16 protein-coding genes and 1 tRNA gene are annotated in these 19,351 nt (G+C 70.9%); 5 read left to right on the top strand and 12 right to left on the bottom strand.

Translation table 11 applies throughout. The annotated features are described in order from the left end of the window. Positions 1-21: 21 nt before the first annotated feature. On the bottom strand, positions 22-1,083 hold the full coding sequence (locus SJY14_RS12695) for a type II secretion system F family protein (protein WP_177174758.1): 1,062 nt from the start codon (positions 1,081-1,083) through the stop codon (positions 22-24). Next, positions 1,080-2,162 (bottom strand): TadA family conjugal transfer-associated ATPase, encoded by a 1,083-nt coding sequence (locus tag SJY14_RS12700; RefSeq protein WP_083396126.1) that lies wholly within the window; start codon positions 2,160-2,162, stop codon positions 1,080-1,082. Before SJY14_RS12700 ends, SJY14_RS12695 begins: the two co-directional genes overlap by 4 nt. Positions 2,163-2,531: 369 nt before the next feature. Here SJY14_RS12700 and acs point away from each other — a divergent pair, with 369 nt between their 5' ends. Continuing rightward, on the top strand, positions 2,532-4,484 hold the full coding sequence (gene acs / locus SJY14_RS12705; RefSeq protein ID WP_396599053.1) for an acetate--CoA ligase: 1,953 nt from the start codon (positions 2,532-2,534) through the stop codon (positions 4,482-4,484). Positions 4,485-4,553: 69 nt separating this feature from the next. Here acs and SJY14_RS12710 read toward each other — a convergent pair whose 3' ends face one another. Further along, positions 4,554-5,024 (bottom strand): RidA family protein, encoded by a 471-nt coding sequence (locus SJY14_RS12710; protein ID WP_071254466.1) that lies wholly within the window; start codon positions 5,022-5,024, stop codon positions 4,554-4,556. Next, positions 5,024-5,182 carry a hypothetical protein gene (locus tag SJY14_RS12715; RefSeq protein WP_167599048.1) on the bottom strand — a complete coding sequence of 53 codons (159 nt, stop codon included), beginning with the start codon at positions 5,180-5,182 and terminating at the stop codon, positions 5,024-5,026. The genes SJY14_RS12710 and SJY14_RS12715 overlap by 1 nt, the downstream gene beginning before the upstream one ends. A gap of 50 nt (positions 5,183-5,232) precedes the next feature. Here SJY14_RS12715 and SJY14_RS12720 point away from each other — a divergent pair, with 50 nt between their 5' ends. The 3 genes from SJY14_RS12720 to SJY14_RS12730 all read left to right on the top strand — a co-directional run bounded on the left by SJY14_RS12720 (position 5,233) and on the right by SJY14_RS12730 (position 8,911). After that, positions 5,233-7,791, top strand: coding sequence for a transglycosylase domain-containing protein (locus SJY14_RS12720; protein ID WP_071254468.1), 2,559 nt, complete (start codon positions 5,233-5,235; stop codon positions 7,789-7,791). Beyond that, complete coding sequence (locus tag SJY14_RS12725; RefSeq protein WP_071254470.1) at positions 7,788-8,756, top strand: metallophosphoesterase; 969 nt, start codon at positions 7,788-7,790, stop codon at positions 8,754-8,756. The genes SJY14_RS12720 and SJY14_RS12725 overlap by 4 nt, the downstream gene beginning before the upstream one ends. 78 nt (positions 8,757-8,834) lie before the next feature. Next, positions 8,835-8,911 (top strand) — tRNA-Pro (locus SJY14_RS12730). 141 nt (positions 8,912-9,052) lie between these two features. Here SJY14_RS12730 and SJY14_RS12735 read toward each other — a convergent pair. The 8 genes from SJY14_RS12735 to SJY14_RS12770 form a co-directional block, all read right to left on the bottom strand. Beyond that, complete coding sequence (locus SJY14_RS12735; RefSeq protein WP_071254472.1) at positions 9,053-9,658, bottom strand: thymidine kinase; 606 nt, start codon at positions 9,656-9,658, stop codon at positions 9,053-9,055. Next, positions 9,658-10,407, bottom strand: coding sequence for a response regulator (locus SJY14_RS12740; RefSeq protein WP_082454248.1), 750 nt, complete (start codon positions 10,405-10,407; stop codon positions 9,658-9,660). The genes SJY14_RS12735 and SJY14_RS12740 overlap by 1 nt, the downstream gene beginning before the upstream one ends. Further along, positions 10,394-11,566, bottom strand: a complete 1,173-nt coding sequence (locus SJY14_RS12745) for a hypothetical protein (RefSeq protein ID WP_071254473.1) — start codon at positions 11,564-11,566, stop codon at positions 10,394-10,396. Before SJY14_RS12745 ends, SJY14_RS12740 begins: the two co-directional genes overlap by 14 nt. Continuing rightward, complete coding sequence (locus SJY14_RS12750) at positions 11,563-12,795, bottom strand: sensor histidine kinase (RefSeq protein WP_071254475.1); 1,233 nt, start codon at positions 12,793-12,795, stop codon at positions 11,563-11,565. Before SJY14_RS12750 ends, SJY14_RS12745 begins: the two co-directional genes overlap by 4 nt. Positions 12,796-12,989: 194 nt before the next feature. Further along, entirely contained in the window at positions 12,990-14,174 is a 1,185-nt protein-coding gene (locus SJY14_RS12755; protein ID WP_083396127.1) for an Rv2578c family radical SAM protein, read from the bottom strand. 78 nt (positions 14,175-14,252) lie between these two features. Next, complete coding sequence (locus SJY14_RS12760; protein ID WP_083396128.1) at positions 14,253-15,734, bottom strand: malate:quinone oxidoreductase; 1,482 nt, start codon at positions 15,732-15,734, stop codon at positions 14,253-14,255. 129 nt (positions 15,735-15,863) lie between these two features. Further along, positions 15,864-16,916, bottom strand: a complete 1,053-nt coding sequence (locus SJY14_RS12765) for an aspartate-semialdehyde dehydrogenase (protein WP_043594784.1) — start codon at positions 16,914-16,916, stop codon at positions 15,864-15,866. Positions 16,917-17,068: 152 nt separating this feature from the next. Then, on the bottom strand, positions 17,069-18,334 hold the full coding sequence (locus SJY14_RS12770; protein WP_055971466.1) for an aspartate kinase: 1,266 nt from the start codon (positions 18,332-18,334) through the stop codon (positions 17,069-17,071). A gap of 178 nt (positions 18,335-18,512) precedes the next feature. Between SJY14_RS12770 and SJY14_RS12775 the strand changes: the two genes are divergently transcribed. Beyond that, complete coding sequence (locus tag SJY14_RS12775; protein ID WP_071254477.1) at positions 18,513-19,322, top strand: DUF1206 domain-containing protein; 810 nt, start codon at positions 18,513-18,515, stop codon at positions 19,320-19,322. Positions 19,323-19,351 lie beyond the last annotated feature (29 nt).

Consider the following 19,351-nt stretch of genomic DNA (forward strand, 5'->3'; position numbering starts at 1 on the left):
TCGTCTGCTGTGGACGGCCGGTCACCACGACCCCGCTGTGGACGACACGAGTGACACGACCAGCGGGACGACACCGATGACCAGGAACGCCGGGAGGATGCACACGCCGAGCGGCAGCATCAGGGTGACCCCGAGCCGACCCGCCGCGGTCTGCGCGGCCGTGCGGGCCTCCAGCCGCAGCTCGCGGGCCTCGGAGCGCAGGAGCAACCCCGCGGGCGCCCCGGCACGACGGGACAGGTCGAGGACCGCCTCGCACCGACGCCGCTCGACCCGGTCGGCGGTCTCGTCGGCCGTACCCGCGCCTCCTCGTGGCTCGGGCACGACGGCCTCGACCCCGCACGAGGCGACCGCCTCGTCGACGGCGGCGAGGCCGGACGACCACGAGGCTCCCCCGGACAGCGCCACGGCGAGGAGCTCGGGGCGCAAACCCGGCACCCTCGACGACGGGAGGGCACGACGGACGAGTCGGGCGTTCCACCGACGCGCCATGACCACGAGACACCCCGCGACGCCGACGCACGCCCATCCGATCGGGGTGCCGACGAGCACGGCGCCGGTGTCGAAGCCCAGCCCCAAGGAGAAGAGGAGGCCCACGGGCGGGAGGGCGAGGACCACGTTGGCCGTCGCCCGTGGTCCGCTCAGGGCGACCTGGACGTCGCGGCGGGCCTCGTCGGCCGCCCGGAGAGCCGACACGACGGAGTGGAGGCAGTCGGCCATCGGTGCACCGCTCGTCTCGGCCACGCGCCAGGCGCAGGCGACCTGCCTCCACGTGCGATCGTGCCCGTCGGAGTCCACGGCACCCTCGAAGGGTCGGGTGTCGAGCCACGACACGAGGCTGGTGGAGACCGCGACGCCGTCGCCGCCGTCGAGCGCGACCGCCTCGGCGAGCCGTCGGACGGCCCCCGGGGGTTCGACGGCGCCGACGTGGCCCCAGGCCCGGGCGGGGGCGACACCGGCTCCGACGAGGACGGCGAGGCGTTCGACCAGGACGGCGGCCGGTGTGGGTCGAGCCCGCCTCGTCCTCAGACGCCCGGGCCCGAGGCGCCCGGCACCCAGACGTCCGGGACCCGGACCGCCGCTCACCCCCGTGATCCCGACCGTGCGACCAACCGCCCGTCGGGCGTCACGGCGAGGTGGCCGATCTCGGCGAGCCTCCGGTGGCCGCCTCGCCTCTCGAGGTGGAACACCGCGTCGATCGCGCTGACGGCCTGACGGGCCAGTGCGTCCACCCCGAGTCCCGCGAGCGCCCCGAGCGCCTCGAGCCGCGCAGGGACGTCGTCGAGACCGTTGGCGTGGACGGTGCCCGCGCCTCCGTCGTGCCCGGTGTTCAGGGCCGAGAGCAGGTCGCGGATCTCGCGCCCGCGGACCTCGCCGACCACGAGACGGTCGGGTCGCATCCGCAACGCCTCACGGACGAGACGGGACAGGTCGACCCCGCCCGCTCCCTCGAGGTTGGGCTGTCGGGTCTCGAGGGCCACCACGTGAGGATGACGGGGTCGCAACTCGGCGACGTCCTCGATCGTCACGATGCGGTCGCAGCCGGGGGCCTCGGACAACAACGCGGCGAGGAACGTCGTCTTGCCGGCCCCGCCCGAGCCGCTGACCAGGACGTTGGCCCGTCGCTCGACGCAGCCGATCACCGTCTCGAGGGCTCCCGCCGGGAAGAACCCCCGGCGATCGAGGTCGACGAGCGACATCGACTCGGCCCGGGGCACGCGGATCGAGAGAGCCGTCCCCGAGACCGCCAGCGGAGGCAGGACCACGTGCACCCGGAGACCGTCGCCCAGGCGCACGTCGACGCACGGGCTCGACTCGTCGACGTGGCGTCCCCCGAGCGAGACCAGTCGCACGGCCACCTGCCGCGCCGAGGCCTCCGAGAGGTGGAGGCTCGTCTCGGGCTCGGCCCCGTCGCCCCGATCGACCCAGACGCCGACTCCGCCGGTGACGAACACGTCGGTGACGGCCGGATCGTCGAGGAGGCGTCCCAGGGGTCCGAACGCGGAACGCTCTTGTCGGGTGAGCCGACCCTGTACCCCGAATCGAGGTTCTGTACCCCGGCTCGTACCGAGCGCTGCCACCGGAGGCAGGGCGAACCGGGAGGGAGGGTGATCGAGGGTGAGGGACGGGTGACGGGCGGTGCCGACCTGAGGCGCGTGGGACATGGTCTCGACCGTAAGCAGCACCCGACCGGAACAGACAGATCAGTAGAGGACCGTGGGGACGGATCGCCCGTCGCCACCGTTGGGGACGAGCCGACCGACCACCCGGGCGACCACCGGGTTAAAGAGAGGGGCGGCACCGATTGGGGGGAACCGGTGCCGCCACGTGCGTCGGGCGATTGGGGGGAATCAGCGCGACGCACGTCGGAATTGAATCCGACTCGTCAAGTGTACCCCAGAACGACTCCGGAACACCACGTCGCCCTTCCCCCACGAAGCGCGCGGCCTGCCCCTGCCCGGCGGGACGTCCGGAGTAAGGTCGTCGGCGCGGCTCCGTGCCGCGGTTCACGCAACGACGCGAGAGGACTTCCGATGCTCGACGGCACCGACGACCAGCCCACCGAAGGACGCACCTTCGCCCCACCTGCCGACTTCGTCCGGACGGCCGTCGCCGGCTCCGACCTCGCCGGACGAGCCGCGGCCGACCGCCTCGCCTTCTGGGGCGACCAGGCCCGCGAGCGGCTCACCTGGTCCCACGCTCCGACCGAGACGCTGGACTGGTCGCACGCGCCCTTCGCCCGGTGGTTCGCCGACGGCACGCTCAACGTCGCCTACAACTGCCTGGACCGTCACGTCGAGGCCGGACACGGTGATCGCGTCGCGCTGCACTGGGAGGGCGAGCCCGGCGACGCCCGCTCGCTGACCTACGCCGAGCTGACCCACGAGGTCAAGCGCGCGGCGAACCTGCTGCTGTCGCTCGGCGTGCAGGCCGGGGACCGCGTCGTGGTCTACCTCCCGCAGATCCCCGAGGCCGTGGTGACCATGCTGGCCGTGGCCCGGATCGGGGCCGTGCACTCGGTCGTCTTCGGCGGCTTCAGCGCCGAGAGCCTGCGTGCGCGCATCGACGACGCCGGCGCCCGCCTGGTCGTCACGGCGGACGGCGGCTGGCGCAAGGGGGCGGTCTCCCCTCTCAAGGCCGCCGTCGACGAAGCCCTGGCCGTGGACGGCGACTCCACGGTCGAACACGTCCTCGTCGTCCGGCGAGGCGGCAACGACGTCGACTGGACCGACGGCCGCGACGTCTGGTGGCACGACGCGATCGAGACCGTCGACGACGAGCACGTCGCCGAACCGTTCGAAGCCGAGCACCCGCTCTTCATCCTCTACACGAGCGGCACGACCGGGAAGCCCAAGGGCATCCTGCACACCTCGGGCGGCTACCTCACCCAGGTCGCCTACACCCACTCCGTCGTCTTCGACCTGCGCCCCGAGACCGACGTCTACTGGTGCACGGCGGACGTCGGGTGGATCACCGGGCACAGCTACGTCGTCTACGGCCCGCTCGCCAACGGCGCGACGCAGGTGCTCTACGAGGGCACCCCCGACTTCCCCACCCCGGGCCGTTGGTGGGACCTCGTCGAGAAGTACGGCGTGACGATCTTCTACACGGCGCCGACGGCCATCCGGGGCTTCATGAAGTCCGGGAGGGAGATCCCGGGGGCGCGCGACCTGACGTCCTTGCGCCTCCTCGGGTCGGTCGGCGAGCCGATCAACCCGGAGGCCTGGCTGTGGTTCCGCGAGGTGATCGGCGCCGGCCGCACGCCCATCGTCGACACGTGGTGGCAGACCGAGACGGGCGCGCAGATGATCTCGCCGCTGCCCGGCGTCACGACCACCAAACCCGGGTCGGCCCAGACCCCCTTGCCGGGCATCTCGGTGGACGTGGTGGACGACCACGGCACACCCGTGGCGAACGGCGAGAGCGGGCTGCTGGTCGTCTCAGAGCCCTGGCCGTCGATGTTGCGGGGCATCTGGGGCGATCCCGACCGCTACGTCGAGACGTACTGGAGCCGGTTCGGCGACCGCTACTTCGCCGGAGACGGCGCCCGGCGCGACGAGGACGGCGACATCTGGCTGCTCGGCCGCGTCGACGACGTCATGAACGTCTCGGGTCACCGCCTGTCGACCGCCGAGATCGAGTCGGCCCTGGTGTCGCACCCGATCGTCGCCGAGTCCGCCGTCGTCGGTGCGGCCGACGAGACCACCGGTCAAGCGGTCGTGGCGTTCGTCATCCTGCGGAACAAGGCGAAGACGACGCAGACCCCCGAGGAGGCGGTGGCCGCGTTGCGCGCGCACGTCGCCCACCAGATCGGCGCCATCGCGCGTCCGCGCACCGTCGTGCTCGTCGACGAGCTGCCGAAGACGCGCTCAGGCAAGATCATGCGCCGCCTGTTGCGGGACGTGGCGGAAGGCCGCGAGGTCGGCGACACGACCACGCTGGCGGACACGTCGGTCATGTCGGTGATCACCGCCGAGATGCGCTGACCCCGGCACGACGACGGCCCCTCTTCTTCGCGAGGAGGGGCCGTCGTCACGACCGGACGAGGAGGCGCGTCAGCGGACCTCGAGGACGAGCTCGACCTCGACGGGCGAGTCGAGCGGCAGCACCGCCACCCCCACGGCGCTGCGAGCGTGACGCCCGGCCTCGCCGAAGATCCGGCCGAGGAGGTCCGAGGCACCGTTGATGACCCCGGGTTGGCCCGAGAACTCGGGATCGGAGGCGACGAATCCGGTCAGCTTCACGACGCGGACGACGTCGTCGAGCGAGTCGAGCACCGTCGCCGCCGCGGCCAGGGCGTTCAGCACGCAGGTCGCCGCCAGCGCCTGGGCGTCGGCGGGCTGGACGAGGCCGAGACCGTCGCCCACCTTGCCCGTGGCCGGCAGCCGGCCGTCGACGAAGGGCAGCTGACCCGCCGTGTAGACGAGCGACCCCGTGCGGAGGGCCGGGACGTACGAGCCCGCGGGCGCCGCGACGGGCGGGAGGACGAGACCGAGCTCGGCCAGGCGTTCGTCGACGGTCGCCATCAGGCGTCCTGCCGGGGGCGCTTGAGCCACGCGACGGGACCACCCTCGGGGCCCTGGGTCACCTGGACGAGTTCCCACCCGTCGGAGCCCCAGTTGTTGAGGATCGCCGTGCTGTTGTGCACCAGCAGGGGCGTCGTCGTGTACTCCCAAAGGACCATTTCGGCTTCCGTTCAGCTTGAAAATCGGCGATGTCGCTTACCCTGATCCTATGTCTGCCCAAAAATCGAAGCCCACGTCCGCCATCGGGGCACTCTTCGGATTCGTCGGCTTCAGCGTCCTGGCCGGCCTCCTGGTGACCATCGGCGTGACGCCGGCCATCGCGGTCGCCGGCATGACGGCCTCGAGTTCGATCGGCGTCTTCGAGTCGATCCCCGAGTACATCGAGATCGGCAAGCTGCAGCAGCGCAACACGCTGTACGCGACCCAGGGCGGGCAGCAGGTGCCCTTCGCGACCCTCTACAGCGAGAACCGCGTCGAGCTCTCGTGGGACGAGGTCAGCCCCAACCTCAAGACCGCCGTCGTCGCCGGCGAGGACCGCCGCTTCTACGAGCACGGTGGCGTCGACGTCACCTCCCTCGTGCGTGCAGCCGTCGGCTCGGCGGGCGCGGGTGAACTCGGTGCCAGCGGTGGTGGTTCGACCCTGACGATGCAGCTCGTGCGCAACATCCGCATCGCGCAGTCGCAGCAGCTGCCGACGGCGGACGAGCGCGACGCCGCCTACAAAGAGGCGACCACCACGACCCTCGACCGCAAGCTCGAAGAGATGAAGTTCGCGATCGGGCTCGAGAAGAAGTACAGCAAGGACGACATCCTGCTGGCTTACCTCAACATCGCCTACTTCGGCGACCAGACCTACGGCGTGCAGGCCGCCGCCCAGCACTACTACAACAAGAGCGCGGCCGACCTCACGGTCCCCGAGGCCGCCAGCCTCATCGCGATCGTGCAGTACCCCGACTCGCGCAACATGTCGACGCCCGAGAAGTACCCGGCCAACAAGGCCCGGCGCGACGTGATCATCAAGTCGATGCTCGCCGAGAAGGACATCGACCAGGCCACGGCCGACGCCTCTCTGGCCACGCCCGTCGAGAGCTACGTCGTGCTGACGGCTCCGTCGCAGGGTTGCGGCGCGGTCACCGTCCCGTCGGCCGCCTACTTCTGTGACTACGTCAAGAAGAGCGTCAAGGACCTCGCCGTCCTCGGCTCGACCCCGGAAGAACGCCAGACCAACTGGAACACCGGTGGCTACGACGTCTACACCACGCTGAACCTCGACCTCAACGAGAACGCCAAGGCGCAGGTCGACAAATACGCGCCCGCCACCGAGAGCAACTTCCAGCTCGGCAGCGTCGTGGACTCCGTCGAGGCCGGTACCGGGCGCGTGGTCGTCATGGCACAGAACACCACGTTCTCCGAGACCTCGAGCCCCGACCGCACCCTCACCTCGGTGAACTACAGCACCGACCGGGACTACGGCGGATCGATCGGCTTCCAACCCGGTTCGACCTACAAGCCCTTCACCCTGATCGACTGGCTCGAGCAGGGGCACGGGATCTACGAGAGCGTCAACGCCAAGCCGCGGACCTTCAACATGACCATCGACGGCAGCCGGGGCAACAAGTACACCCCCAAGAACGACGCGGGTGAGCAACCCGGCCAGATGAGCGTCGCGGACGCGACGGCGAAGTCGATGAACACGGCCTACGCAGCCATGGCCGAGAAGCTCGACATCGCCGACATCAACGGCGTCGCCGAGAAGCTCGGGGTGCACCGCGCCGACGGAGGCGAGATGCACGACTACGCGTCGTCGATCCTCGGCACCGCCGACGAGATCGCCCCGCTGACCATGGCGACCGCCTACGCCGGGATCGCCGCGGGCGGCGTCTACTGCTCGCCGATCATCGTGGACAACATCAAGGACGACAAGGGCGTCGACCTCGGCGGTCAGCCGCAGTCGTGCAGCCAGGTCGTCGACCCGCAGGTGGCCGCGGCCGCCGCGGTGGCCATGCAGGGCCTGTGGCGGAACGGCACCGGCGTCGGCGGTCTGCCGGCCGACGGCTACCCCGAGATCGGCAAGACCGGTACGACCGACCTCAAGGACCAGATCTGGATCATCGGCGCCACGTCGAAGATCGCCACCGCCGTGTGGCAGGGAGTCGCGGACGGTCCCAAGAAGAGTCTGCGGTCGTACAACTCGCCGAACCTCGCTGGGTCCACGAGCTATGCGACGGCGCGTGTGCAGTACTTCAAGGCCGTCCAGAGCGTGAACAACACCGTGTACCCGGGAGGCGCCTTCGGTGAGGCCTCCGGTGCCGTGTTGCGCGGCTCGGGCGTGGCCGTCCCGGACATGGCCGGCAACACCGCGTCGGCGGCTCAGGCACTCCTGAAGGGCGTGTCCCTGGCCTACGAGGACGGGGGCACCCAGCCCTCGGCTCTGCCCGCCGGACAGGTGATCGGCTCGGACCCCGCCGTCGGCACCGTCGTGTCGAAGGGCTCGACCGTCAAGGTCTTCACGAGTGACGGCAGCGGTGCGGCAGCGGTCCCCGACGTGACGCGGCAGAAGGTGGGTGACGCCGTCAAGTCCATCGGTGGAGCCGGCTTCGACACGTCGAAGGTCTCCATCGCAGGGTTCGCCCCCGGAGACGGGAAGAACGCCTGCCAGGTCGCCTCCACGAATCCCGCCGCCAACACCTCCGTCGCGAAGGACTCGGCCATCGGGCTGACCGTCTACGGCGACAAGGACGGCAACGACCCGGGCAACTGCGCGTGAGCACACGCAGCACCGGTGGGTCCAGCGCCCTCCAGACGACGGCCGTGACCGCAGCAGCGGGCGCGGCCGTCGGCCTCGGAGCACTCGCCTGGGGCGTCTTCGTCGAACGGAACCGGTTCACCGTGCGGCACGAAGTCTTGCCGGTCCTCGAACCCGGCTCGCGGACGCTGACGATCCTGCACCTGTCCGACCTCCACCTCGCCCCCTGGCAGTCCGAGAAGCAGGAATGGGTCCGCGGCCTCGCCGTGCTCGAACCCGACCTGATCGTCAACACCGGCGACAACATCGGCCACGAGGACGCCCACACGGCCCTCGAGTACGCCCTCGAGCCCTTCCGCGGCGTCCCCGGGGTCTTCGTCAACGGCTCCAACGACTACTACGGCCCCTCCCCCAAGAACCCCCTGGCCTACTTCGGCGGGCCGAGCAAGGCCCACCGTGCCCCGGTGGACCTCGACATCGATCGGATGCAGTCGTTCTTCACCGACCAGCTCGGCTGGCTCGACCTGAACAACAGGGCGCGCGCGCTCGAGCTGCGGGGCTCACGACTCGAGCTCTTCGGCGTCAACGACGCGCACCGTGGCTGGGACCGTCTCGACCGCATCCCCGGAGCCCTCGACGACCTCCGCGAGAACGTGGGCTGGCAGGACGATCGCGGCGGGCCCGACCCCATCAGCATCGGCGTCACCCACGCCCCGTACCAGCGTGTGCTCAACTCGTTCGTCAACAACGGGGCCGACGTCATCTTCGGCGGTCACACCCACGGCGGACAGGTCCAGGTACCCGGCTACGGCGCCCTCGTCACCAACTGCGACCTGCCTCGCAGCAAGGTCAGCGGCCTGACGACCTGGAGCCACGCCCGCAAGACCGCACACCTCGAGATCTCGGCCGGCCTGGGCACCTCGATCTACGCCCCCGTGCGGTTCTCGTGCCGCCCCGAAGCCGTCATCCTGACCCTGACGGCCTGACCTTCCCCGGAGTGACACGAGCAGGCCCGAACATGGGCTATTCTTGTCAGGTTGCTTCACGTGAGAACGCGAAGACATCGGGGTGTGGCGCAGCTTGGTAGCGCGCCTCGTTCGGGACGAGGAGGTCGTGGGTTCGAATCCCGCTACCCCGACCAGATCAAATGGCTCCACCCTTGGGTGGAGCCATTTGCTTTCTGTGCTCGTTGGTTCGCCCTCCGGGCGACACAAATCGGCTCCGCCTCCGGGTGGAGCCATTTGCTTTTGTGCTTGCCGGTTCGACCTCCGGGCGACACGGGTCAGGCGAGGCGGCCGCCGGACTCGGCGAGGTAGCAGGCACCGCAGAGCGACTCGTACGTCACCTGCTGGCCGTCGATCGCGACCTGGTCGCCGTCGAACACGAACCGGTCGCCGACCGTGCGCGCCGTGAAGACCGCCTTGCGACCGCACCGGCAGATCGTCTTGAGCTCTTCGAGCGAGTGCGCCACCTCGAGCAGCCGCCGACTGCCGGGGAAGGCCACCGTCCGGAAATCCGTCCGGATGCCGTAGGCCAGCACGGGGACGTCGTCGAGGATCGCGATGCGCAGCAGGTCGTCGATCTGGTGCGGCGCCAGGAACTGCGCCTCGTCCACGAGCAGGCAGGCGAGGCTCGAGCCCGTCTCGCCGCGCACGGCGTCACGACGGGCCAGGAAGACCTGCCGGACCTCGTCGTCGGGGGCGAAGGTGACGTCCGCGGCCCGGGTCACACCCAGCCGCGAGACGATGGCGTCGTCACCCTTGGTGTCGACCCCCGGCTTGGCGAGCAACACGCGCTGACCGCGTTCTTCGTAGTTGTAGGCCGCTTGCAGCAGAGCCGTGCTCTTGCCGCTGTTCATCGCGCCGTAGCGGAAGTAGAGCTTGGCCACTACTGGAGGTAACCGTCTTCGGCGGCCCGCCGGATGAGCTCGGACTTCTTGCTGGCCGGCCGGTTGGCCTTGGCGTACTTCTCGCGCACCCGACGGAGGAAGGTCTTCGCCGTCTCGTACTGGACGTTCATCTGCGCGGCGACCTCGTTGGTGCTGAAGCCCGAGACGTACAACCGGAACGCCTCGGCCTCGCCGGCACTGAGCTTGGGTCTGGTCTGGTTCGCGGCACCGGCCGGCAGTGGACGCCAGTCACGCTGAGGCGAGTTGTCACGGGCGACGCCCATCACCTGGCGGGCGGCGTCCATCACCTCGCGCATCGGCAGGGTCTTCGACAGGAAGGCCGACGCCCCCGCCTCGAGCGCCCGTTCGCGCGACTCGCGGGTGTCGAGGCTCGACAGCACGACGACCTTGGCCCCGGCTGCCCGGCAGGTGCGCACGCGGGCCTCGATCGAGACCGGCTCTTTCAGCTGGAAGTCGAGGAAGACGAGGTCGGTCGGGAAGTTGTCGCTGTGCACCAGCTGCAGCCAGGTGTGCGCCGTGAGGACGAGGTCGAAGTCGTAGGCGTTGACGTTGATCCAGCTGCTCAGGCTGTCGAGCAGCACCTCGTGGTCGTCGAGGATCGCGAGCCGGACGCGACGGGCGGGCGGTGCGTCGGAACCCGGCCCGACGGTGGCCCACGAGGGTGCTGCGACGGGCCTCCCGAAGCCCGGACGATGGGACGAGCGACCGCTCGACTCAGTGCTGGTCATAAGAAAACCTTAGTGTCAGATGCGAAGGTGCCCGGTCGACCCGCAGGTCGCCCGAGACGAGGCGGAGCACGGTAAGACAGGGGGCGAGCGACCGTCGTGCGGCAGCGGCCGAGGACCCGAACGAGAGCTCGACAGCGATGTCGACCCGCGCCTCCTCGGCTTCGAGCGCGACCCGGAGCGAGCGGGCGTCGACGACCTCGACGTCGTCCACCGCCGCGAAGAGCGCCCAGAGCGCGGTGCGGTGCTCCGGGCCCAGGCGATCGGCGAGCCGGTCGGGGTCGACGACCTCGGCCGGCACCCGACGACCGGGCGCGGCGAGGCGCCGGACCAGCCACGTCGCGTCGGCGTCGGCCACCAGGGAGGCGCGCAACGAGTCGGCCACGCGCCGTGCCTCGTCGGCGTCACCCTCGCCGATCCGACCGGACTCGACCAGCCGCGCGAAGAACGGCACGACCTCGCGGTTGAGCACGGTGACGCGGTCCTGCTGGACCGAGCGGGCGAGGGTCACCCTCAGGTCGTCGGTGCTGGCCCTGCGGAACCCCGTGGCCCGGGAGACCCATCCCTCGACGTGGGCGACGAAGACGCCCGAGAAGGTCGCCGAGGCGGCCGTCAGGGCGAGCAACGGCGTGAGGGCGACCACGACGTACGACGCGGTGGGCACGGGTGTGACGAAGCCCGGCGCCTCGACCAGGACCACGACGGCGAGGACCGCGGCCACGGCGCCTCCGGCGGCGAGGATCTCGCGCGCCGGGCGGTACGGGGCCACCCCGAGCAGGAGGACCCCCGCGGCGATCCCCGCCCAGTCGTCCCGCACGAACGGATTGCTGCCGGCGGTGGCCAGGGCCGACAGGACGCCCGCCGCGGCACACGCCCCGGCGACGCACCAGAGCGCCCCGGACCCGAACGGCGCCCGAAGGGGCGCGGCCGACACGACGAGCACGACGCCGCCCGCGGCGACGGCGACGAGGGCGCCCGCCGCGGCCCACGGCGAGGAGACGTCGGTGGCCCGCAGCAGCGTGTCGACGACGGCGACGAACCATGCGGCGAGGGCCGCCCCGAGGGTGATCGGTCGGGCCGCGAGGGCGCCGAGGGGGTCGACCTGCTGAGGAGACCGACCGGAGGCGCGCCCGCCGGGTCGAGGAGGGGCGGCGAGGCTCATGCGGGCACCCCGTCGTCGGCGACGACCACCGGTGCCACGACGGCGAACGGGACCCGCAAGACGATCGACGTGCCACTGCCCGGGGACGACCAGATCTGCACGTGACCGTCGACGCGTGCGAGACGGGCCTCGACGGACGTCGTCAGGCCGAGACGGTCGGGGGCCACCGCCGCCGTGTCGAAGCCGACGCCGTCGTCGATCACCATCACGGTCAGGTCGGTGCCGTCGCCGAACACGACGAGCTCGGCCCGGTCGGCGCCACTGTGGCGGCTCACGTTGACGAGGCATTGCGCGACGGCCAGTCCGAGCGCGTCACCGGTGACGGGGTCGAGGCGGCCGACCGCCGAGACGTCGCCCGTCACGGCCACCTCGAGGCCACCCGACCGCGACTGCTCGACAGCCGCGTGGAGTCGGCTGCGCTCCCAGTCGTCGGCGGCCCTCACGGCGACCTCGGTCGGCACGGAGCCCGGCGAGAGCCAGTCCCGCCCCACGAGCACCTCGAGGTCGGCCGCGATCGACCGGGTGGTCTCGGGCGACAGGGCTCCGGGACGAGCGTTCGCGAGGGCCGCGAGGTGTCCGAGGATCGTGTCGTGGACGAGGGCGGCCGCCTGCTGCTCGATGTCGACGCGGATGCCCTGGACCTGCTGCTCGAGCGCCGCCCGGTGCAGTCGGGGCTGGGCCTCGCGGGCACGTCCCCGTGACACCTCGGCGTGGCCCGTGACCACGGCCACGAGGACGAACGCCAGCAACGCGGTGACGTCGAGTCGGAAGGAGGCCCCCGTGTGCCAGGTCGCCAGCTGCGTGGCGAGCTCGCCCGCCGCGTAACCCGCCGCCGACCAGAGGAGACCCCGGCGAGGGCCGACGGCGGTGCTGCCGACCATGATGAGGGCGATCTTGGGCAACGCGAGCGAGAAGGCATCCGACGCCTGCACGGCGGCCACCTGCGAGAAGAGCGTGACGGCGTACCAGTACAGGGCTGCGGTCCCGACGATGAGGTAGGCGAGATGAGCCGTCGTCGAACGCGTGCGCTCGACCACGACGAGAAGGACCGCCAAGGGCACGAGCGAGACCAGGGCGGGCCAGAGCAGCAGGTCGGGCGTGGCGACCTGTTTCGCGAGCAGCAGGGCCGTCGCCGCCGCGAGGACCGTGGCCGCGATCGCGTGACACGCCCTGGACACCGAGTCGCCGACGGCCGCGGGCGCGAGGTGGGCCGGGAGGCCGAGCAGCATGCGGCCTCCTCGGCTCGGTCGGGTCAGGAGAGATCATGGCAGAAGGTGCACCGCGGCTGTACCCCGACATGTGGGGCCATCGACCACGCCGGGCGGGCAGGTGGCTCGTTTTGTGCCCCGTTCCACTCGGCAGGGGCACGACCGGCCCCGTGGCCCGGCGGCCCCGTGGCCCGGCGGCCCCGGCTCTCGCAGGCTCAGAACAGTCGCGGCTGCGACCGTGCCCCACCCGGCAGCTCGTGGGCGATGAGGGCCCGCGGGACCGCCGAGCCACCGGTACCGAGCGTCAGGTCGGGGATGCCCGGAAGAGGGACCGTGCCGGCGGCTGCCGTGCCGATGCCGGTGCCGTTCAGCCCCATCAGTCGGAGGGAACGCGCGCTGTCGTCGAGCGCCGCGGAGCGCATCGACCCCGTGGCCGGGTCGGCCTGCCCCTTCTCGAGGCCGTACTCGCGCAACAGGGGCCGTAGACGTGCGGCCAGCCAGGAGCGGTAACCCGTCGGCGCATAGGTGCCCTGGGAGTAGAGCACCCGGTACTTGGTCACGAGCTCGGGGTGCTCACGCTCGAGCCAGGCGAACCACCATTCTTTGACCCCGGGCTTGAGGTGCAGGGCGCTGTACATGACGCTCGAGGCACCCGAATCGCGGACGGCGGCGAGCGCCGCGTGCAGGTGGTCGAGCCCGTCGGTGAGGTACGGCAGCACGGGCATCATGAAGACCGAGCAGGACAACCCCAACTCGCGGGCCGCCGAGACGGTGGCCAGGCGGGCCGCAGTCGTCGGCGTGCCCGGCTCGACCGACTGCTGCAGGTCGTCGTCGTAGACGGCGATCGACATGGCCAGGTCGACGGGCACGTGCTGCGCCGCCTCGGCGAGCAGGGGCAGGTCGCGCCGCAACAGCGTGCCCTTCGTCAGGATGCTGAAGGGAGTGCCCGAGTCAGCGAGGGCGGCGATGATGCCGGGCATGAGCCGGTACCGACCCTCGGCACGTTGGTAGGGATCGGTGTTCGTGCCCAGCGCGACCGGGTGGTGCTGCCACGTCGGGCGGTGCAGTTCGCGGGCGAGCACCTCGGCGACGTTCACCTTGACGACGATCTGCCGGTCGAAGTCGTCGCCGCCGTCGAGGTCGAGGTACTCGTGGGTGGGACGGGCGAAGCAGTACACGCAGGCGTGGCTGCAGCCGCGGTAGGGATTGATCGTCCACCCGAAGGGCAGGGCCGAGTCGCCGCCCGGGACGCGGTTGAGGGCGCTCTTCGCGACCACCTCGTGGAACGTCACCCCCGCGAACTCGGGCGTCGTGACGGAGGTGATCAGGTTGTTCAGCCGCGCAAGACCGGGCAACGCCGAGGCGTTCTCGGTGTCGACCGCTTGCTCGGACCATCGCATGCCCCCATTCGAACACACGTTCGAACTGGGGTCAACCCGGGGCGTGCGACACGAGGACGCGACGCCCGGCACCAGGCCTCAGGCGTGGATGTGCAGCGCCTCGGCGGTCGCCCCGATGGTCGAGGCGGCCCGCTGCTCGTCGGACGAGAGGTCGTCACCGTACGTCGGGATCATCGCGTTCAGCCGCGGCTTCCACGCCGCGATGCGATCGGGGAAGCACCGCTCGAGGACGCTGAGCATGATCGGCACGGCCGTGGAGGCTCCCGGGGACGCGCCGAGCAGGCCCGCGATGGTGCCGTCGGCCGCCGTGATCACCTCGGTGCCGAACTGCAACACCCCGCCCTTCTTGCGGTCCTTCTTGATGACCTGCACCCGCTGACCGGCGGTGATGCGGTACCAGTCCTTCGGGTCGGCGTCGGGCATGAACTCGCGGAGCGCCTCGAACTTGGTCTGCTTGCTCGCCGCGAGCTGCCCCACGAGGTACTTGACCAGCGAGAGGTTGGCGAGTCCGGCGCGGATCATCGGGTAGAGGTTGTGGGCACGGATCGACGCGAACAGGTCGAACATCGAACCGTGCTTGAGGAACTTCGGGCTGAAGCCGGCGTACGGCCCGAACATCAGGCTGGCCTGCCCGTCGACGACGCGGGTGTCGAGGTGCGGCACCGACATCGGGGGCGAGCCGACGGCGGCCTTGCCGTAGACCTTGGCCTGGTGCTTGCCGACGATCGCGGGATCGTCGCAGCGCAGGAACTCGCCGCTGACCGGAAACCCGCCGAAGCCCTTGATCTCGTCGATGCCCGACTTCTGCAGCAGGTGCAGCGCTCCCCCGCCGGCGCCGACGAACACGAAGCGTGCGTCGACGGTCGTCGGCGTGCCACCGACCTGCTTGCGGAGGGCCACCCGCCACGTGCCGTCGGCGAGCTTCGTGAGGTTCGTGACGCGGTGGTCGACCTCGAGGATCGCCCCCTCGCCCTGGAGGTACGTGAGGAGGAGGCGCGTGAGCGACCCGAAGTCGACGTCCGTCCCGGCGGCGATGCGCGTCGCCGCGATCGGCTGCCCCTTCGCCCGACCCGGGATGAGGACCGGCGCCCACGACCGGATGACGGACGCGTCGGTGCTGAACTCGAGCCCCTGGAACAGCGGGTGCTCGCGCAGTGCCTCGTGGCGCTTGCGGAGGTACTCGACGTTCTTCTCGCCCCAGACGAAGCTCATGTGCGGGGTCGAGTTGATGAAGGCGTCGGGCTGGGGCAGGGCGCCCTCGGCCACGAGGAACGACCAGAACTGCCGCGACACCTGGAACTGCTCGTTGACCTTGACGGCGCTCGAGGTGTCGATGCTGCCGTCGGACCGCTCGGGCGTGTAGTTGAGCTCGCAGAGGGCCGAGTGGCCCGTGCCCGCGTTGTTCCAGGGGTTGCTCGACTCGAGGGCGACGTCGCCCAGCGCCTCGTAGATCTGGATCGTCCAGCTCGGCTCGAGCTGCTTGATCATGGCACCGAGGGTGGCACTCATGATGCCGGCCCCGATGAGGGCTACGTCGACGGGCTTCTTCGCATCGGTCACGACGTCAGTCTAGGCCCGGCCCCCTCGACGACCCCGGGTGGTCACCGGACGACGACACCCCGGTGTCTCGATGTCGAGAGACCGGGGTGCGACGCGTCACCGGCCCCCCGGGTGACCGGCGCCGAGGGATCAGGCGACGGCGCGCTCGGCGGCGACGAGCTCGGCGATCTGCACGGCGTTGAGCGCCGCGCCCTTGCGGAGGTTGTCGTTGCTGATGAAGAGCGCGAGCCCACGGTGACCGGGGACGCCCTCGTCGTGACGGATGCGGCCGACGAAGCTCGGGTCGGCTCCCGCCGCCTCGAGCGGGGTCGGGACGTCGGTGAGGACCACCCCGGGGGCGTCGCGCAGCAGCTCTTCGGCACGCTCGACCGTGATGTCCGAGGCGAATTCGGCGTTGATCGAGAGCGAGTGCCCCGTGAAGACCGGCACGCGGACGCACGTGCCGCTGACCAGCAGATCGGGGCGCTCGAGGATCTTGCGGCTCTCGTTGCGCAGCTTCTTCTCTTCGTCGGTCTCGTTCGTGCCGTCGTCGACGATGCTTCCTGCGAGCGGGATGACGTCGAAGGCGATGGGCCGGACGTACTTCACCGGTTCGGGCAGGTCGACCGCGCGACCGTCGTGCACGAGGCCGATGGTGTCGCCCTCGATCGCGGCACGGGTCTGCTGCAGCAGCTCGTCGGCGCCGGCGAGGCCGCTGCCCGACACGGCCTGGTAGGTGCTGACGATCAGGCGCTGCAGGGTGGCCTCGGTGTCGAGCACCTTCAGCACGGGCATGGCCGCCATGGTCGTGCAGTTGGGGTTGGCGACGATGCCCTTCACCGCCTCGCGGAGGGCGTGGGGGTTCACCTCGCTGACCACCAGGGGCACCTCGGGGTCCATCCGCCAGGCGCTCGAGTTGTCGATGACGAGCGCGCCGGCCGCGGCGAACCGCGGCGCGTGGGCTCGCGAGCCCGTGGCCCCGGCCGAGAAGAGGGCGATGTCGAGACCGGCGGGATCGGCCGTCTCGATGTCCTCGACGACGATCTCGACCCCACGGAACGGCAGGGTCGTGCCCGCCGACCGGGCGGTGGCGAAGAAGCGGATCTCGGCGACCGGGAAGTCGCGCTCGTCGAGCAGGGTGCGCATGACCTTGCCGACCTGTCCGGTCGCGCCGATCACGCCGACGCGCAGTCCTTCGGCCATGGGTGCCTCCTGGGGTTTCGGTGGTGCAGGGTTCGGTGGTGCAGGGTTCGGTGGTGCAGGGTTCGGTGGTGCAGGTTCCGGTACGGCGGGAGCAGGGTCGGGAGGCGCGGTGCGGGAGCCGCGCGCGCCTCCTGGTCGAGGACCGGGTCGCGTCAGCGGCCGGTGCCGCCGTGGACGACGGCGTCGACCTCGGCGTCGAGGCCGAAGGCCGTGTGGACGACGCGGAGGGCGTCGTTCAGGGTGTCGGCCCGGGTGACCACCGAGATGCGGATCTCGCTGGTCGAGATCATCTCGATGTTGATGCCCGCCTCGAAGAGGGCCGTGAAGAGTCGTGCCGAGACGCCGGCGTTGGTGCGCATGCCCGCACCGACGAGCGCGAGCTTGCCGATCTGGTCGTCGTACTGCAGCGACTCGAAGCCGATCTCGGCCCGGTCGGACTCGAGGGCCTGGAGCACGACGGCGCCCTCGGACTTCGGCAGGGTGAACGAGATGTCGGTGCGGCTGGTCGACGCCGCCGACACGTTCTGCACGATCATGTCGATGTTGGCGCCGGTCTTGGCGACCGTGCGGAAGATCTGGGCGGCCTTGCCCGGCACGTCGGGGACGCCGACGACGGTGATCTTGCCCTCGCTGAGGTCGCCCGCGACCCCGCTGATGATGGGTTCTTCCACGTTCTCTCCCTCTTTCGGGTTGACGACGAGCGTGCCCTCGTTGTTGTTGAACGACGAGCGGACGTGCAGGGTGACCCCGTGGCGCCGGGCGTACTCGACGGCACGGATGTAGAGCACCTTCGACCCGGCGGCGGCGAGCTCGAGCATCTCTTCGCTCGTGACGCGGTCGAGCTTGCGGGCCTTGGGCACGACGCGCGGGTCGGCCGTGAAGACGCCGTCGACGTCGGTGTAGATCTCGCACACGTCGGCGTCGAGCGCCGCGGCGAGGGCGACGGCGGTCGTGTCGGAGCCGCCTCGGCCGAGGGTCGTGATGTCGCCCGTGGACCGGTTGAACCCCTGGAAGCCGGCGACGATCGCCACGTACCCGGCGTCGAGGGCGTCGCGCACGCGGCCGGGCGTGACGTCGACGATGCGGGCCTTGCCGTGCTGGGCGTCGGTGATCATGCCGGCCTGGCTGCCGGTGTACGAACGGGCCTCGACGCCCAGACTGCGGATCGCCATGGCGAGCAGGGCCATGCTGATGCGCTCGCCCGCGGTGAGCAGCATGTCGAGCTCACGGCCGCCGGGGAGCGGACTGACCTCGTTGGCCAGGTCGAGCAGCTCGTCGGTGGTGTCGCCCATGGCGCTGACGGCCACGACGACGTCGTTGCCGGCCTTGCGCGTCTCGACGATGCGCTTGGCGACGCGCTTGATGCTCTCGGCATCGGCGACGGACGACCCGCCGAATTTCTGCACGATCAAGCTCACGGTGACTCCTGAGAAGGGGACTGGGCGCGCCGGAGGACGGCTCACGCCTGCGTCCGGCGATTCTATTCGGTGTCGAGAGCGTGTGACGCACACGGCTCGGTGTCCCGCGGACGACCACGAGGGGTCGCGCGTCGGAGCACCGAGGGCGGCGTCGACGCGTCTCCCCTACGGTGGACCGATGCCCGACACCACCGACCAGGCCCGGGGCGCCGCCAGCCGCCTCCAGGACAGCCGAGCCCTCACGACCGCCGCCCGCATCGGGTTCGCCATGAACGGCCTGCTGCACGTCGTGATCGGCGTGATCGCGCTCGGCGTGGCGTTCGGCGGTGGCGGCGAGGCCGACCAGGGCGGCGCCCTCGGGCAGTTCGCGTCACATCCGGCCGGAGTGTTCCTGCTGTGGCTGATCGTCGTGGGGCTGTGGGGGCTCGGCCTGTTCCAGCTGCTCGAGGCCGCTCTCGTCCGAGGGACGGACAAGGACGCCTGGGCCGATCGCGCGAAGGAGGGCGGCAAGGGCGTGGCCTACCTCGCCGTCGGCGTCACGGCCTTCACCTTCGCGCGGGGCTCGTCGTCGGACAGCTCGGGACAGACCCAGACGCTCAGCGCCCGGCTGCTCGCCGCGCCCGGGGGCGTCGTGTTGCTCGTCGTCGTCGCGCTCGCCATCGTGGCCATCGGGGCGTACTTCGTCGTCAAGGGTGTGAAGCAGAAGTTCCGCGAAGACCTCACGCTGCCGGGCGGGGCCGCCGGGCGCGGCACGGTCGCCCTCGGCGTGACGGGCTACGTGGCCAAGGGAATCGCCCTGGGCGTGGTCGGCGTGCTGTTCGCCGTCGCGGCCGTCACCTCGGACCCGAGCGAGGCCACCGGACTCGACGGCGCACTGAAGGCACTCGCCGCCCTGCCGTTCGGCGTGGTGGTGCTGACGGCCGTCGCCCTGGGGCTCATGGCCTATGGCGCGTACTGCGTCGTGCGGGCACGGCGCGCCCGCCTCTGACCGGCAGGCGTGCGCGGAGCGGGTTCAGG

Source organism: Frigoribacterium sp. R86507 (assembly GCF_044597695.1).
GTDB lineage: Bacteria > Actinomycetota > Actinomycetes > Actinomycetales > Microbacteriaceae > Frigoribacterium.